Here is a 13,594-nt window from a genome sequence, read left to right on the forward strand (position 1 = left end):
TGTTGACGACCGGGGGTCCCGGGGGTGACCCCCGGGACAACACAGCACGCTACGCCGCCCAACTGCGAGCGTCCCGCACGGAGGGTGATGGGGGAAGAGGGGGTGCTCCGCAGGGCATACCACTTCCCGGCCGTCTCCGACGGTTTCCGGCCACGGGCTGTCACCGGCGGCGGACGGCCATCGGCAGCGGGCTGCCGGCCGCGGCACACGATCACCGACGACGCATGGTCACGGAGACGCATGGTCACGGAGGCGCATGGTGACGGAGACGCACGGTCATTCGCGGCGGGTGGTCACCTACGGCACGCGGTCATCGGCGGGGCTCGGTCAGCCGGGTGTGCAGCGTGCGGGCCGAGGCGTCGGTGAGGGAGGCGATCTGGTCGACGATCACACGCTTGCGGGCGCGGTCGTCCGGAGCGCTGTCGAACATGGCGCGGAACTGCGGGTCCAGGCCCTCCGGCGCCCGCGCGACCAGCGCCTCGGCCAGCTCGGCGACGACGATCCGCTGGTCGGCGCGGAGCGCCTCCTGCTCCGCGCGCTGCATCACATAGCGGTCGGCGATCGCCTTGAGGACGGCGCACTCGAGGTGGGCCTCCTCCGGGACGACCAGCTCGGCGGCGTACCGGGTGAGCCGGCCGCCGCCGTACGCCTGCCGGGTGGCGGCCTCGGCGGCCAGGCAGAACCGGCCGATGAGCTGGCTGGTCGCGTCCTTGAGCCGGGCCTGGGCGACGGCCGAACCGTCGTAGCCGTGCGGCCACCACTCCTGGTCGACGAGGCGGTCGAGGGCGTCCGCGAGCGACTGCGGATCGGTCTCCTTGGGGACGTAGCGGCCGATGGCGACCGCCCAGATCTCGTTCCGCTCGGCCTCGGAGAGCAGGGCGTTCGGGTCGATGTGGCCGGCGTGCAGACCGTCCTCGAAGTCGTGGACCGAGTACGCGACGTCGTCGGACCAGTCCATGACCTGCGCCTCGAAGCATTTGCGGTGCGCCGGGGCACCTTCCCTGACCCAGGCGAAGACCGGCAGGTCGTCCTCGTACACACCGAACTTCGGCGTGCCGGGGTCGGTGGGGTGGCCGCCGCGGGCCCACGGGTACTTGGTCGCGGCGTCGAGCGCCGCGCGGGTGAGGTTCAGACCGACGCTGACCGGCTCACCGCGCACGTCGGAGTCGACGAACCGCTTCGGCTCGATCCGGGTGAGCAGCCGCAGCGACTGGGCGTTGCCCTCGAAGCCGCCGCAGTCCTCGGCGACCTCGTTGAGCGCCTGCTCGCCGTTGTGCCCGAAGGGCGGATGGCCCAGATCGTGGGCGAGGCAGGCGGCCTCCACGAGATCGGGGTCGCAGCCGAGGGCGTCCCCCAGCTCCCGGCCGACCTGGGCGCACTCCAGGGAGTGCGTCAGCCGCGTACGGGGACTGGGGTCCCAGGCCGCGCTGCGCGAGCCGGGCGTCACCACCTGGGTCTTGCCGGCGAGCCGGCGCAGCGCCCCGGAGTGCAGCACTCGGGCGCGGTCGCGCTGGAAGGCCGTGCGGCCGGGGCGCTTGTCGGGCTCGGGGGCCCAGCGCGCGGTGGCCGCGTCGTCGTAGTCGCAGGGGTCGTGGGGATCGCTGCCGGTTCCGGTGTCCGTGGTGCCTTCCATGCCCCGACGGTAACCGCAGTCGCCGACAGCGTGACTCAGGCGGTGACCAGTTGACGCGGGTCGGCCGCGTACGGCGCGGTCCGTGCCTCGTCGTAGCGCTGCAGGACGAGCCGGGCGAGCGCGGGGTGGGAGCCGAGCGGGGCGGCGGCGATCCACGGCGCCGCGCTCCTGGACGCCGTGGCGAACCGGCCGGGGGCGGTGAAGTACGAGGCGACGGCTATACGGTGCCGGCCGCGCGCCGCCAGGGCGCGCAGCGCCTCGGGAACGGTGGGCGAGACGGCGGAGGCGTAGGCCGGGAGGACGGGCACCCCGCCGAGGCGCTCGCTGAGCATCGCGGCGGTGTGGCGGGCGTCGGCGGCCGACTCGAGGTCCCGCGAACCGGCCGCGGCGAGCACCACCGCGGCACCCCGGCCGGCGGTGTCGGCGCTGCGCCAGCCGGCGTCGGTGAGCCGGGCGTACAGCGCCTCGACGAGCAGCGGATGCGGGCCGAGCGGCGGGGCGATCCTGGCCCGCAGCCGTGACGCGGCGGCGACGGCGTCCGGGATGTCCCGCTTCACGTGGTGGCCGCGGCCGAGCAGCAGGGGTACGACGACGGCCTCGCGGTCGCCCAGCCCGGCGAGGGTGTCGGGCAGCAGCGGTTCGTCGAGCTCGATGTGCCCCAGCCGGACGTCGAGCCCGGGGCGCAGCTCACGGACCCGGTCGAGCAGCCTGGTGACGGTGTGCAGGGCACGCGGGTCGCGACTGCCGTGGGCGACGGCGACGAGTGACGGGCCGCCGGTCCCGGCCGTGGACGAGCCGGCCGACGCGGCGGACACGGCGGACACGGCGGACACGGCGGTGGCGAGGATGGGTGAACTCATGGGCCTGCGCACTCCGTTGAGCTGGACGTGACTGAGCTGTGCCCCGAGCTGCGCGGTGATGCGGGTGAGCAGTTCCGCGGTGCTGTCGAGGGGCATCGTGTTCGGGGTCAGTGACTCGCGAGGGTGTGCTGCCGACTCCGTCATGAACCGATACTGGCGGCCGCAGGTTGCCATGCCGTTGCGTGGGAGTGACGGGTGTTTTCCTCCACCTCACGAGCGCGCGTGCGCGATTGTCAGCCCTTCGGCACGCGGCCCGCACGCCCGGCGTCCCACCCGCGCGGCACCGGGCGCCCGTGGGTGGTGCGCCGTTTCGGCGGAGTCAGCTCGCCAGCCACACCCGCAGCGCCTGTCCCGGCACACAGCCCTGCTGGGCCGCCGCGGCGAGGGCGTCGCCGTGTTCGTATCCGACGACCGGGATGCCCGGCCAGAAGCGGGCGACGGCGGCGAGGCAGCCGGCCCAGGCGGCGTCGAGGTCGTCGTCCACGGCGAAGAGGTTGGAGATGCCCACGACGGCGCCGCCGCCGCGGCTCACGACCGCTCCGGCGACGGTACGGGTGCCGCCGTCCGTGGTGCCCGCCAGCACGGTGGCGGCGCGGGCGGCGAGCAGTTCGGGACGGAAGAGTCCGGTCAGGTCGTCGTCACCGGCGGACCAGGCCGCCGCCCACGCGGCCAGGTGCCGTGCCGTCCGCACCGGCCGCCAGGTCACGCCCGCCGGCGTGACGGGTGCGGCGAGGACGGCAGGGCGGTGGATCCAGCGTGCCTCGAAGAGCACGTCGAAGCCGGCCGCCGAGAGGTCCAGCCGCCCGAAGCTGTCCTTGACCGTACAGCCGGGGGTCGTGCGGTCGATCCGGTCCAGCACCTCACCCGCGGTGGCGTCGGGCGTGAGCGTCACGGCGTCCGGATACAGCGGCGGGGTCCGCCGCTCGCTGGTCCACGCCCGCTCCCCGAACACTCCCGGCCTCCCGTGCGCACGGCACATGACGTCGCACCACTCGGCGTTGTTCCGGGCAGAAACAGTGATCATGAGGGAGATCATGCCGGACCGTCCGGGCACCGGCGGGCCGTTCCGGTGGCCGAGACGGCTCGTCACGTGCCCGCGCCCGGCTCCGTGACCGGCTCCTTGACCGGTCCTTGACCTGCTCCGCGCCGGCGTACCGCCCTCGAAGAGGTGACGCCTCGGAGGGTCTTCCTGATCACATCCGCACGACGGGGTGAACCATCGGGCCCCCGGCAGCGTCGGACGAGGTGCCGAGGGACCTGGGGGGTCGATCCATGCGCAAGCTCGCGCTCACCAAGCTCGCACCGCACATGCGCACACTGCGCGGGCTCGTCCCGCGCAGACGCGCCCCGCGCGGGCTCGTCCTTCGCGGGTTCATCCCGCGCATACGCCCGCGCAAGCTCCTGCCGAGGAGCCGGCGCGCACAGCGGCGCACCGTGCAGGCGGTGATGCTCGGGTGCGTGCTGGCGCTCGCGCCGGCGACCTGGATGCACGCGGTCGCGGACAGCCGCATCCGCACCACCGCCGACGTCCCGGCACGTGACGTCGCCGTCGTGTTCGGCGCCGGTCTGTGGAAGGGCCGGCCGACCCCGTATCTGGCGCACCGGCTGGACGCGGCCGCCGAGCTGTACCGGACCGGGAAGGTCAAGGTCGTCCTCGTCACCGGCGACAACAGCCGGGTCGAGTACGACGAGCCGGACGCGATGCGCGTGTATCTCACCGAGCGCGGCGTACCGGACGGGCGGATCGTCAGCGACTACGCCGGCTTCGACACCTGGGACTCCTGCGTCCGCGCCAAGAAGATCTTCGGTGTCGACCGGGCGGTGCTGGTCACCCAGGGCTTCCACATCAAGCGGGCGATCGCGCTGTGCGACGCCGCGGGGATCGAGTCGTACGGTGTCGGCGTCGCCGAGCCGCACGACTCGGTCTGGTACTACGGCGGTACGCGGGAACTGTTCGCGGCGGGCAAGGCGGCGCTGGACGTCGTGCTCGAACCCGACCCGCATTTCCTCGGCCCCGAGGAGCCGGGTGTCACGGAGGCGCTGGCGGGCGACACCGCCCGGCCCTGAGCCGGTCGCTCACGGCGCGACTCCGGGTGCGGGGAGGGCGGCGTACCGAGGGTGTAATGCGACGGGCCCGCCCGCGTAACACGGACGACGCACGCTGGGTGCCATGTCCCCAGCACCGGCCGCCGCTCGCACCCCCGCACTCGTCCCGACGCACTGTCCCTACTGCTCCCTGCAGTGCGGCATGAACCTGCGCGCGTCCGGTGCGGGGACCGTCGAGATCGTGGAGCGCGAGGACTTCCCGGTCAACCGGGGAGCACTGTGCGGCAAGGGACGTACGGCACCCGAAGTGCTCTCCTCCCGGGTACGGCTGACCGGGCCCCTGGTCCGACGCCCCGCCACAGGCAGGCTCGAACCGGCCACCTGGGAGGAGGCCCTGCGCGTCACGGCCGACGGACTGCGGCGCGCCCGTGCGCTGCACGGGGCGGACGCGATCGGGGTGTTCGGCGGCGGCGGGCTGACGAACGAGAAGGCGTACGCGCTGGGGAAGTTCGCCCGGGTCGTGCTCGGCACCTCGCAGATCGACTACAACGGCCGCTTCTGCATGTCGTCGGCGGCCGCCGCGCACACCAGGGCGTTCGGGCTGGACCGGGGGCTGCCGTTCCCGCTGGAGGACGTTCCCCGCACGGGCTGTGTGGTCCTCGTCGGCTCGAACCTCGCCGAGACGATGCCGCCGGCGCTGCGCCACCTCACGGAGCTGAGGGAGAACGGCGGCACGCTCATCGTCGTCGATCCGCGCCGCACGAAGACCGCCGAGCAGGCCGATCTGCATCTCGCGCCGCGTCCCGGCACCGATCTCGCGCTCGCGCTCGGGCTGCTGCATCTGGTGGTGGCGCAGGGCCGTACGGACGAGGAGTTCATCCGGGCGCGTACGACCGGGTGGGAGGAGGCCAGGGCGGCGGCGATGGCGCACTGGCCCGAACTGGTCGAGCGGATCACGGGCGTCGGCGTGCCGGAACTGCGCGCCGCCGTGGACCTGTTCTGCGACGCACCCGCCGCGATGGTGCTCACGGCGCGCGGACCCGAGCAGCAGTCGAAGGGCACGGACACGGTCGGCGCCTGGATCAATCTCGCCCTCGCGACCGGCAACGCGGGCCGTCCGCTCTCCGGCTACGGCTGTCTCACCGGGCAGGGCAACGGGCAGGGCGGCCGCGAACACGGCCAGAAGGCCGACCAGTTGCCCGGCTACCGCAAGCTCGACGACCCCGCGGCACGAGAACACGTGGCGCGCGTGTGGGGCGTGGACCCCGCATCGCTGCCCGGCCCGGGGCGCAGCGCGTACGAGCTGCTCGACGCGCTCGGCCGCGATGTGCGGGCGCTGCTGCTGATGGGCTCCAACCCGGTGGTGTCCGCGCCGCGCGCCGCGCATGTGGAGGAGCGGCTGCGGGCGCTGGACTTCCTCGTCGTCGCGGACGTGGTGCTGTCGGAGACGGCGGAGCTGGCGGATGTCGTGTTCCCCGTGACGCAGTGGGCGGAGGAGACGGGGACGACGACGAACCTGGAGGGCCGGGTGCTGCTGCGCCGGCGCGCGATCACGCCACCGGAGGGGATACGGAGCGACCTGGAGGTCCTGCACGCGCTGGCCGGACTGCTGGGGCACGAGAAGGGCTTCCCGACGGACCCGGAGGAGGTGTTCGGGGAGCTGCGGCGGGCCTCGTCGGGCGGGCCCGCGGACTACGCGGGCATCAGCTACCGGCGGCTGGAGGAGGAACAGGGCGTCTTCTGGCCATGCCCGGAGGCGGCGGAGCCCGCCGGGGACGCCCACCCCGGGACCCCGCGGCTGTTCCTGGACGGGTTCGCGACACCGGACGGGCGGGCGCGGTTCGTGCCCGTCGTGCACCGGGAGGCCGGGGAGGAGACCGACGCGGAGTACCCCGTGGTGCTGACGACCGGCCGGGTCGTGGCCCAGTACCAGTCCGGGGCGCAGACCCGCCGGGTGGCCGAACTGAACGCGGCGGCCCCGGGGCCCTTCGTCGAGATGCACCCGCGGCTCGCCGCGCGGGTCGGGGTGGTGGACGGCGAGCCGGTCGCGGTGGTCTCGCGGCGCGGGCGGGCGGTGGCGCCGGCACGGGTGACGGAGACGATCCGCCCGGACACGGTGTTCATGCCCTTCCACTGGCCGGGCGAGGGCCGCGCCAACACGCTGACGAACCCGGCGCTCGACCCGGTGTCGCGGATGCCGGAGTTCAAGGTGTGCGCGGTGCGCCTGGAGCGCGCGTCCGCGTGAACCGGGCGGGACCGGCAGGACCGGCGGGGCCGGCGGGACGGGTGGAGGGAGCTCAGCGCGTCGCCGACCAGTCGCCTCCCGGGATCGGCGCCCCCTTCTCCCTCAGTTCGCGCGCCACGTGTTCGGCCGCCACGTACACCCACGCCGTGACGGCGCCCGATGCCGTGTCGACGTCGCGCTCGACCCGTACGTACAGATTGCGCGGGTCGCCGGGGCCGAAGTACTCCTCCAGGTGGTCGAGCACCGCTGTCAGCTCGCCGTGGTGGCCCGGCGCGGCCGTGACGAGTTCGCCGGTGACGACGCCGTCGCCGTCGACGGCGTACGGATAGCCCGGCCCGTCGTACAGCAGCGCCCCGCGCAGCCGCGCGGGCTCCTCCGCCGTGGTGCGACCGCGCAGGAAGAGGTCGTGGTTGTGCTCGCCCGGGCGGAGCGTGCCGTAGACGAAGAAGGGCAGCGCCTCGCGGTGCCCGCGTCCGTCTCTCACTGCGTCTCTCACTGCGTCTGTCGCTTCGCCTGTCGCTCTGCCTGTCGCTCCGCCCGTCACGTGGCCCGTCGCTCCGTCCGTCACTGCGCCGTCGCCGTCGTCTGCGCCGCGATCCACTCCAGGTACGCCGCGCTGCCCCGCACCACCGGCGTCGCGATGATCTCCGGGGTGTCGTAGTCGTGGTGGGCCAGCAGATGCGCCTCCAGCGCCTCGTAACAGGCCTCGGTGGTCTTGAACAGGATCTGCCACTCCTCGCTCGTCTCGATGGCGTTCTGCCAGTGGTAGACGGAGACGACGGGCGCGGAGATCTGCGCGCACGCGGCCAGTCGCGCCTCCACCGCGCCGCGCGCCAGCTCCTCGGCCTTCGCGGCGCTGTCGGTGGTGGTCAGTACGGTCAGGGCGGCCAGGGTCACGAACACTCCTCGGACGGCGGCGGAGAAGACGACGAACGGCACATCGATGCGGCCGGGCCGCAGGACGGGACCAAAGGGCGGGACCAAAGCCCCCTACCCACCGGTCACCCCCGCCGTACGCCCGACTGTTACACAACCTCCCGGTGGCTGTGACGGTCCCTTCCTAACGTCGCACGAGTCGGTTGCCCAGGCCGCTACGGCGGTACGTCTACCACTCACCGGGCCCATGATCCAGCGTTCACTCTTCGCCTACGCGCTCCTCGCGACCGCCCTGGCCGCCGCCGCACTCGTCGGCTGCGGTACCCCCTCCGGGCTGGGCTCCGGCGAGCCCGCTCCGCCCGTCGCGGTACAGCCGCACCCCGAGGGGCTCTGGCCCGCCTGGGCGCGGGCCGGTACGCCGCCGGGCGACGCCGGTGCCGGGGAGGCGGCGCAGGAACAGGCTCCGCCCACGCCGCTGGCCGGGCTGCCCGCCGTGCCGGTGCGCGGCGGGCTGGCCGCGATGAAGCCGGACGCGATCGTGTGCGCGGACTCCCGGATGAAGGCGCAGTGCGGGCGGGCCCGGATCGACCTGCCGGGCAGGGCGGGAGTGCGGCCGCCCGTGTACCGCGATCTGACCGGGGACGGGGCACCCGAGCTGATCGTCGCGGCGGACGTGGAGAGCGGACGAACCGTCGTGAGCGTGTACACCGCGGAGCGCGGCAAGGTGGTGCAGGTCCTGTTCACGGGCGGCCGGCGGCTCGCGGTGGAGGCGGTCGGCAGCGATCTGGTGGTACGGGCCGCGGCGAGCGACGGAGCCGAGCAGGCCGTCCGTTACACCTGGGACGGCACCCGGATGTCGACGATCAGCGACGAGAAGCGCTACCGGCCCTGCCCCCGCTCCCCTCGCTCCTCCCCGGACTTGTCGCCGCCCGGATCGCCGTCCACGCAGGAGAGCCCGGCGGAGAAGAGCCGGGCGGAGAAGGGCCCGGCGGAGAAGGGCCCGTGAGCCTGCGCTGGAAGATCGCCGTGCTGCTGGCGAGCGGCTGCGCCCTCGTCGCCGTCACCATCGGGCTGCTGATCCATCACGCCCGGATGGAGCAGTTGTCGTCCTCGGCCCGTGCGGGCGCCGTCGCGCAACTGGTGCGGGTACGCCAGCTCTACGAGCTCACCGGCCGGGTCGACCCGGCCGACAACGGCGCGGCCCTCGACTCTCCACGGCTGCCGGCCGCTCTGCGCGCCTCCGCGCCGTCGGCAGGCGCAACACGTATCTCGACCTCGACGAGCGGCGTCCCGTGGTGTGGGCCGCCCGGCCGGTCGGCTCGCACGTCCTCTCCGTACGCGAACCGCTGGACGCCGAACGCGACGAGGTGGCCGCGCTCGACCGGGAGCTGGTGGCGTCGGGCGCCGTCGTCGTGGGCCTGGCCGCGCTCGGCGGGGTGGGGCTCGCGAGCCGGCTGAGCCGGGACCTGCGTACGGCGGCGGCGACCGCCCGCCGGATCAGCCGGGGCGAGCTGGACGCCCGGATCGCCATGCCGTCCTCGCCGCGCGCCTCCGGGGGCGAGGTGGCCGAGCTGGCGTCGGCCGTGAACACCATGGCCGCCTCGCTCCAGCAGCGCATCGAGGCGGAGCAGCGGTTCACCGCCGACGTGGCGCACGAGCTGCGCACTCCGCTGACGGGCCTGCACACGGCGGCCGGGCTGCTGCCGGAGGGACGGCCGACCGAGCTGGTACGGGACCGGGTGGCGGCCCTGTGCCGTCTCACCGAGGACCTCCTGGAGGTCGCCCGGCTCGACGCGAAGGCCGAGCGTCCCGATCTCGACGTCCATCCGCTGGGGCTGCTGACCGACGGCATCCTGCGACGCGCCGGGTTCGCGGCGGGCGCCACACGGCCGCGGGCCGAGGGCATCCACGACGGCGTCGACGACGGCACGGGCGACAACGCGCCGGGAGAGCTCGTACGCACCGACGCCCGCCGACTGGAGCGCGTTCTCGTCAACCTCCTGGCCAACGCCCGCCGGCACGGCGGCGATCCGGTGGAGGTGGTGGAGGTGACGGTCACGGGGACCTCGCTGACGGTCCGCGACCACGGCCCCGGCTTCCCGGAGCATGTGCTGCGGGACGGTCCGCAGCGCTTCGTCACGGGAGCGGCGGAGCGCGGCCAGGGCACCGGGCTCGGGCTCACCATCGCGCTCGGCCAGGCCCGGGTGATCGGCGCGCAGATCGTGCTCCGCAACGCGGACGAAGGCGGCGCGATGGCCACCGTCGTCCTGCCGGGCGCCCACGACGAGAGGCCGTAGGGGCGCACCACGTGCCGCGCGAGCGTCGTCGTGCGGCGAGTGGCCCCACCGGGCCCGGCCCGATGTCCCGGCCGGGCCCGTCCCGCCGTCAGCCCGCGTAGGGGCGCCGGGACCTGGCGTCCCGCAGCGCGGTGCCCCACCAGGCGAGCTGGTCGAGCATCGTCTTGACGGCGGCCTCGGGCGCGGCCGGGTCCTTGTGCTGTCCGTCGGAGTCGAACTGGCCGCCGGCGTTCGGGAAGGCGACGGTGTCGCGCACGGTGACGGCGTGCAACTCGGCGAAGACCTGGCGCAGTTGTTCGACCGCGCGCAGTCCGCCGGAGATGCCGCCGTAGGAGATGAAGCCGACGGGCTTGGCCTGCCATTCGCCGTAGTGCCAGTCGATGAGGTTCTTCAGGGAGGCAGGGAAGGAGTGGTTGTACTCGGGAGTGAGGACGACGAACGCCTCCGCGTCGGCGAGCCTCGGGGAGACCTTGGCGAGTTCGGCGCGGACGGGGGCGGCGGGGCGGTAGGAGAGCGAGGTGGGCAGGTCCACCTCGGCGACGTCGACGACGTCGACGCTGAAGTCCTCGCGGACGGTCGCCCGGGCGAGGAACCAGTCGGCCACGACCGGTGCGAAGCGGCCCTCGCGGTCGCTGCCGATGACGACGGCGAGCTTCAGCGGATCCGGCGCGGGCGCGCTGCCGGATCCGCCGGATCCGTACGAGGGCGCGGACTCGTGCGTGTCGGCGGTCTTGTGCGTGGTGAGGTCCATACCGAGCAGCCTGATACTTAAACCATGGTTGAGGTCAACCGCTACGCTGGGCGGATGACGCATCTCGCCTGGGACGCCAAGGAAGCCACCGTCGGTGAGCTGGCAGAACGCAGCGGTGTCGCCCCCTCCGCGCTGCGCTTCTACGAGAGCGAGGGGCTGATCACGAGCCGCCGCACGGCCGGCAACCAGCGGCGGTACAGCCGGGACACCCTGCGGAGGGTCGCCTTCATCCGGACCTCGCAGCGGCTCGGCATCCCGCTCGCCACGATCCGTGACGTGCTCGGGCTGCTGCCGGAGGACCGTACGCCCACCCGGGAGGACTGGGCGCGCATCTCGGAGTGCTGGCGGGAGGACCTGGACAAGCGGATCCGTACGCTCCAGCGGCTGCGGGACCATCTCACGGACTGCATCGGCTGCGGCTGTCTCTCGCTGGACCGGTGCGTGCTGTCCAATCCGGGGGACGAGCTGTCCTCGCACGGGCCGGGTCCGCGCCGCCTGATCGAGGACTGAGCACGTCCTAGGCTGGGCGGATGACGACTGGGCCGAACGTGTACATCGAGATCGACGGCAGGCCGGCGACCGAGCTCGATCCGGAGCTGATCCCGGTGCTGCAGAGCGGCTACGGGCACTTCACCGCGATGCAGGTGCGCGACGGCCGCGCCCGTGGGCTCGCGCTGCACCTGGAGAGGCTGGACGCCTCGACGCGCGAGATGTTCGACGCGCCGCTGGACGGGGACCACGTCCGTGCGCTCGTACGCCGGGCCCTCGGCATGGCCGGCCGGCGCGACGCGTCGGTGCGGATCGCCGTGTACTGGGTGCCCGAGGCCGCGGAACCGACGCAGGTGGTGACCGTACGCGAGCCGCAGACCATGCCGGAGCAGCCGCGGAGCCTGATGTCCGTACCGTTCCAGCGGCCGCTCGCGCACCTCAAGCACGCGGGCGGCATCGGCCAGCCGTACTACGGCCGCGCCGCCGTCCGCGCCGGCTTCGACGACGCGCTGCTGACCGGCCCGAACGGGGTGATCTCGGAAGGGAGCATCACCAACGTCGCGTTCTGGGACGGCACTTCCGTCGTCTGGCCGGACGCGCCCGCGCTGTGCGGCATCACGATGGCGCTGCTGGAACCGCTGCTGTCCTCGGTGCGGCGCGAGGTGACGCTGGCGGATCTCGGCTCGTACGCGGCGGCGTTCCTCACGAACTCGCAGGGCTTCGCGCCCGTGCACCGGATCGACTCCACCGTGTTCGCGGTGGACGAGAAGCTGATGCGGCGGGTGCGGGAGGCGTACGCGACGGTGCCGTGGGACGCGATCTGAGGCGCGCTGACGAGGACATTCACCGGTGGCCGCGCGAGGGATCGTCACTCGTTCGGCGCGTCCGGTTCCACAGCCCGGCCAATGGCGCAATCGCACCCGCGTGACCTGCGATGACGCGCTCCGGACAAGGTGACACGCCGTGCGGTCCGAGCGAATCTGATCGCCCATCAGCAGGCGTGGGCGGCGGACTGCCTCTTACCTCTGAGATGTAGGAACGGCCGCCGCGCCCCGCGGTTCGGCCGGCGCAGTTCATCGCCCCGGAGGACGACATGCGCACCATCGCTCGCCTGCCGGCCGGCCCCGCGTCCCTCGCGGCCGTCTGTCTCGGCGTGCTTGCGGCACCCTCGGCGTACGCCCAGGACTCCGAGGCGCTGCAGCTGTCACCCTCGATCGCGGCTCCCGGCGCCACCGTCACCGTGAACACCACCGCCTGCGGCAAGGGCGGCCACGGCACCGGGGACGCCGAGTCGCTCGGCGCGGACGAGTTCGACCTGGCTCCCGGAGCCCGCAAGGAGGTGGCGGTCGGGACGTTCACGGTCCCGGACGACACCGGGCCGGGGAACTACGCGGTCGACGTGCTGTGCGACAACGGAAAAGAGGCCACCGGAGACCTCGTGGTGCAGACCCACGGGCAGTCACCGAGCGGCCATGTGAAGTCGGGTGTCGGCGGCAGCGTCGGCCCCGACACCACCCAGATCGCGGCGGGGGTGGCCGTTCTGGCCGCGGCCGCCGCCGGCGGGACCTGGCTCCTGCGCCGTCGGGCGAGCGGCGCGCAGGGCTGACGGAGAGCGGTATCGCTCGGCCTCCACCGTCCCTCGTACCGCCGTCCCCGCCCCCGTCATGCTTCGTACGGCTGACGGGGGCGGGGAGCAACACTCCCGGATCCCGGACCGGAAGGCTCCCGGCAGACTTCCGGAGGAGCTCATGAAGGCCAAGGGCTGGCTGATGGTCATGGCCGCGTGTGTCGGAATATGGCTGATACAGAACGGCTCGAAGCCCCTCACCCCGCCCGTGCCGTCCGCCGCCGAGGCCTTCGCGAGCGGACAGCACACGGACGCCGCCGCCCCTCCCCTGCCGCCGTCCGCGCCGGTCCGTCTGCGCATCCCGCGGATCGCCGTGGACGCTCCCGTGACCCGCCTCGGGCTGGACCGCGACAACAGCCTCGAAGTCCCGCCCGCCGGGAACGCCAACCTGGCCGGCTGGTACAAGGACGGCACCACGCCGGGCGCCAGGGGCACCGCCGTCGTCGCCGGCCATGTCGACAACTCCCGGGGGCCCGCCGTCTTCTACAAGCTGGGCACGCTGAAGAAGGGCAACCGCGTCGAGGTCCTGCGCGAGGACGGCCGCACCGCGGTCTTCACGGTCGACGCGGTCGAGGTGTACGAGAACGACGCCTTCCCCGACCGGAAGGTCTACGGCGACAGGGGCCGGGCCGAGCTGCGCGTGATCACCTGCGGCGGCCGCTTCGACCCCAGGACCGGGTACCGGGGGAACGTGGTGGCGTACGCGCACCTCGTCGGCGTACGCGGGCCCTCGGCGGCCTGAGCTCCCACTCGCCCCGGCACCCGCGTCA

Annotated in this window: 15 protein-coding genes; 9 read left to right on the forward strand and 6 right to left on the reverse strand. The window is 73.7% G+C overall.

Annotated features, from left to right (window positions below; all coding sequences use genetic code 11):
- Nucleotides 1-310 precede the first annotated feature (310 nt).
- The 3 genes from OG766_RS11015 to OG766_RS11025 form a co-directional block, all read right to left on the reverse strand.
- Nucleotides 311-1,633: a deoxyguanosinetriphosphate triphosphohydrolase gene (locus OG766_RS11015; RefSeq protein ID WP_266374362.1), complete on the reverse strand. Its 1,323-nt coding sequence runs from the start codon at nt 1,631-1,633 to the stop codon at nt 311-313.
- Between the two features lie 35 nt (nt 1,634-1,668).
- Complete coding sequence (locus tag OG766_RS11020; protein ID WP_266374361.1) at nt 1,669-2,637, reverse strand: sirohydrochlorin chelatase; 969 nt, start codon at nt 2,635-2,637, stop codon at nt 1,669-1,671.
- A gap of 175 nt (nt 2,638-2,812) precedes the next feature.
- The gene (locus tag OG766_RS11025; protein WP_328725179.1) at nt 2,813-3,517 is read right to left on the reverse strand and encodes a hypothetical protein; all 705 of its coding nucleotides are present in this window, start codon (nt 3,515-3,517) and stop codon (nt 2,813-2,815) included.
- 422 nt (nt 3,518-3,939) lie between these two features.
- Between OG766_RS11025 and OG766_RS11030 the strand changes: the two genes are divergently transcribed.
- Nucleotides 3,940-4,560: a SanA/YdcF family protein gene (locus tag OG766_RS11030; RefSeq protein WP_328727463.1), complete on the forward strand. Its 621-nt coding sequence runs from the start codon at nt 3,940-3,942 to the stop codon at nt 4,558-4,560.
- A 103-nt stretch (nt 4,561-4,663) separates the two neighbouring features.
- Complete coding sequence (locus OG766_RS11035; protein WP_328725180.1) at nt 4,664-6,784, forward strand: molybdopterin oxidoreductase family protein; 2,121 nt, start codon at nt 4,664-4,666, stop codon at nt 6,782-6,784.
- Nucleotides 6,785-6,836: 52 nt separating this feature from the next.
- On the opposite strand, the gene OG766_RS11040 is transcribed toward OG766_RS11035, so the two are convergent.
- On the reverse strand, nt 6,837-7,268 hold the full coding sequence (locus tag OG766_RS11040; RefSeq protein WP_328725182.1) for a gamma-glutamylcyclotransferase family protein: 432 nt from the start codon (nt 7,266-7,268) through the stop codon (nt 6,837-6,839).
- An 80-nt stretch (nt 7,269-7,348) separates the two neighbouring features.
- A complete protein-coding gene (gene cutA, locus OG766_RS11045; RefSeq protein WP_328727464.1) occupies nt 7,349-7,687 on the reverse strand; it encodes a divalent-cation tolerance protein CutA in 339 nt (112 codons plus the stop codon).
- A 220-nt stretch (nt 7,688-7,907) separates the two neighbouring features.
- Between cutA and OG766_RS11050 the strand changes: the two genes are divergently transcribed.
- The 3 genes from OG766_RS11050 to OG766_RS11060 are packed head-to-tail and all read left to right on the forward strand — an operon-like array spanning nt 7,908 to nt 9,957.
- Complete coding sequence (locus OG766_RS11050) at nt 7,908-8,666, forward strand: hypothetical protein (RefSeq protein ID WP_328725183.1); 759 nt, start codon at nt 7,908-7,910, stop codon at nt 8,664-8,666.
- On the forward strand, nt 8,663-9,118 hold the full coding sequence (locus OG766_RS11055; RefSeq protein ID WP_328725184.1) for a hypothetical protein: 456 nt from the start codon (nt 8,663-8,665) through the stop codon (nt 9,116-9,118). The genes OG766_RS11050 and OG766_RS11055 overlap by 4 nt, the downstream gene beginning before the upstream one ends.
- The gene (locus OG766_RS11060) at nt 9,097-9,957 is read left to right on the forward strand and encodes a sensor histidine kinase (RefSeq protein ID WP_328727465.1); all 861 of its coding nucleotides are present in this window, start codon (nt 9,097-9,099) and stop codon (nt 9,955-9,957) included. Before OG766_RS11055 ends, OG766_RS11060 begins: the two co-directional genes overlap by 22 nt.
- 88 nt (nt 9,958-10,045) lie before the next feature.
- Here the strand turns inward: OG766_RS11060 and OG766_RS11065 are convergent, their stop codons facing one another.
- The gene (locus OG766_RS11065) at nt 10,046-10,708 is read right to left on the reverse strand and encodes an NADPH-dependent FMN reductase (protein ID WP_266374354.1); all 663 of its coding nucleotides are present in this window, start codon (nt 10,706-10,708) and stop codon (nt 10,046-10,048) included.
- A gap of 54 nt (nt 10,709-10,762) precedes the next feature.
- On the opposite strand from OG766_RS11065, the gene soxR reads away from it, so the two are divergent.
- From soxR to OG766_RS11085, 4 genes are all read left to right on the forward strand, one after another.
- A complete protein-coding gene (gene soxR / locus OG766_RS11070) occupies nt 10,763-11,218 on the forward strand; it encodes a redox-sensitive transcriptional activator SoxR (RefSeq protein ID WP_266374353.1) in 456 nt (151 codons plus the stop codon).
- Between the two features lie 20 nt (nt 11,219-11,238).
- Entirely contained in the window at nt 11,239-12,021 is a 783-nt protein-coding gene (locus OG766_RS11075) for an aminotransferase class IV (protein WP_266374351.1), read from the forward strand.
- Nucleotides 12,022-12,290: 269 nt separating this feature from the next.
- Entirely contained in the window at nt 12,291-12,803 is a 513-nt protein-coding gene (locus OG766_RS11080) for a hypothetical protein (RefSeq protein WP_266374350.1), read from the forward strand.
- 142 nt (nt 12,804-12,945) lie between these two features.
- Nucleotides 12,946-13,566: a class F sortase gene (locus OG766_RS11085; RefSeq protein ID WP_328725185.1), complete on the forward strand. Its 621-nt coding sequence runs from the start codon at nt 12,946-12,948 to the stop codon at nt 13,564-13,566.
- The last annotated feature ends 28 nt before the right edge of the window (nt 13,567-13,594 follow it).

Source organism: Streptomyces sp. NBC_00259, assembly GCF_036181745.1.
GTDB classification, from domain to species: domain Bacteria; phylum Actinomycetota; class Actinomycetes; order Streptomycetales; family Streptomycetaceae; genus Streptomyces; species Streptomyces pratisoli.

What these genes read in the sequence shown, in the direction of transcription:
- soxR (WP_266374353.1), top strand. Translation starts at nt 10,763, where the DNA reads ATGACGCATCTCGCCTGGGACGCCAAGGAAGCCACCGTCGGTGAGCTG.
- OG766_RS11025 (WP_328725179.1), bottom strand. Translation starts at nt 3,517, where the DNA reads ATGATCACTGTTTCTGCCCGGAACAACGCCGAGTGGTGCGACGTCATG.
- OG766_RS11020 (WP_266374361.1), bottom strand. Translation starts at nt 2,637, where the DNA reads ATGACGGAGTCGGCAGCACACCCTCGCGAGTCACTGACCCCGAACACG.
- OG766_RS11015 (WP_266374362.1), bottom strand. Translation starts at nt 1,633, where the DNA reads ATGGAAGGCACCACGGACACCGGAACCGGCAGCGATCCCCACGACCCC.
- OG766_RS11080 (WP_266374350.1), top strand. Translation starts at nt 12,291, where the DNA reads ATGCGCACCATCGCTCGCCTGCCGGCCGGCCCCGCGTCCCTCGCGGCC.
- OG766_RS11065 (WP_266374354.1), bottom strand. Translation starts at nt 10,708, where the DNA reads ATGGACCTCACCACGCACAAGACCGCCGACACGCACGAGTCCGCGCCC.
- OG766_RS11075 (WP_266374351.1), top strand. Translation starts at nt 11,239, where the DNA reads ATGACGACTGGGCCGAACGTGTACATCGAGATCGACGGCAGGCCGGCG.
- OG766_RS11085 (WP_328725185.1), top strand. Translation starts at nt 12,946, where the DNA reads ATGAAGGCCAAGGGCTGGCTGATGGTCATGGCCGCGTGTGTCGGAATA.
- OG766_RS11050 (WP_328725183.1), top strand. Translation starts at nt 7,908, where the DNA reads ATGATCCAGCGTTCACTCTTCGCCTACGCGCTCCTCGCGACCGCCCTG.
- OG766_RS11030 (WP_328727463.1), top strand. Translation starts at nt 3,940, where the DNA reads ATGCTCGGGTGCGTGCTGGCGCTCGCGCCGGCGACCTGGATGCACGCG.
- OG766_RS11035 (WP_328725180.1), top strand. Translation starts at nt 4,664, where the DNA reads ATGTCCCCAGCACCGGCCGCCGCTCGCACCCCCGCACTCGTCCCGACG.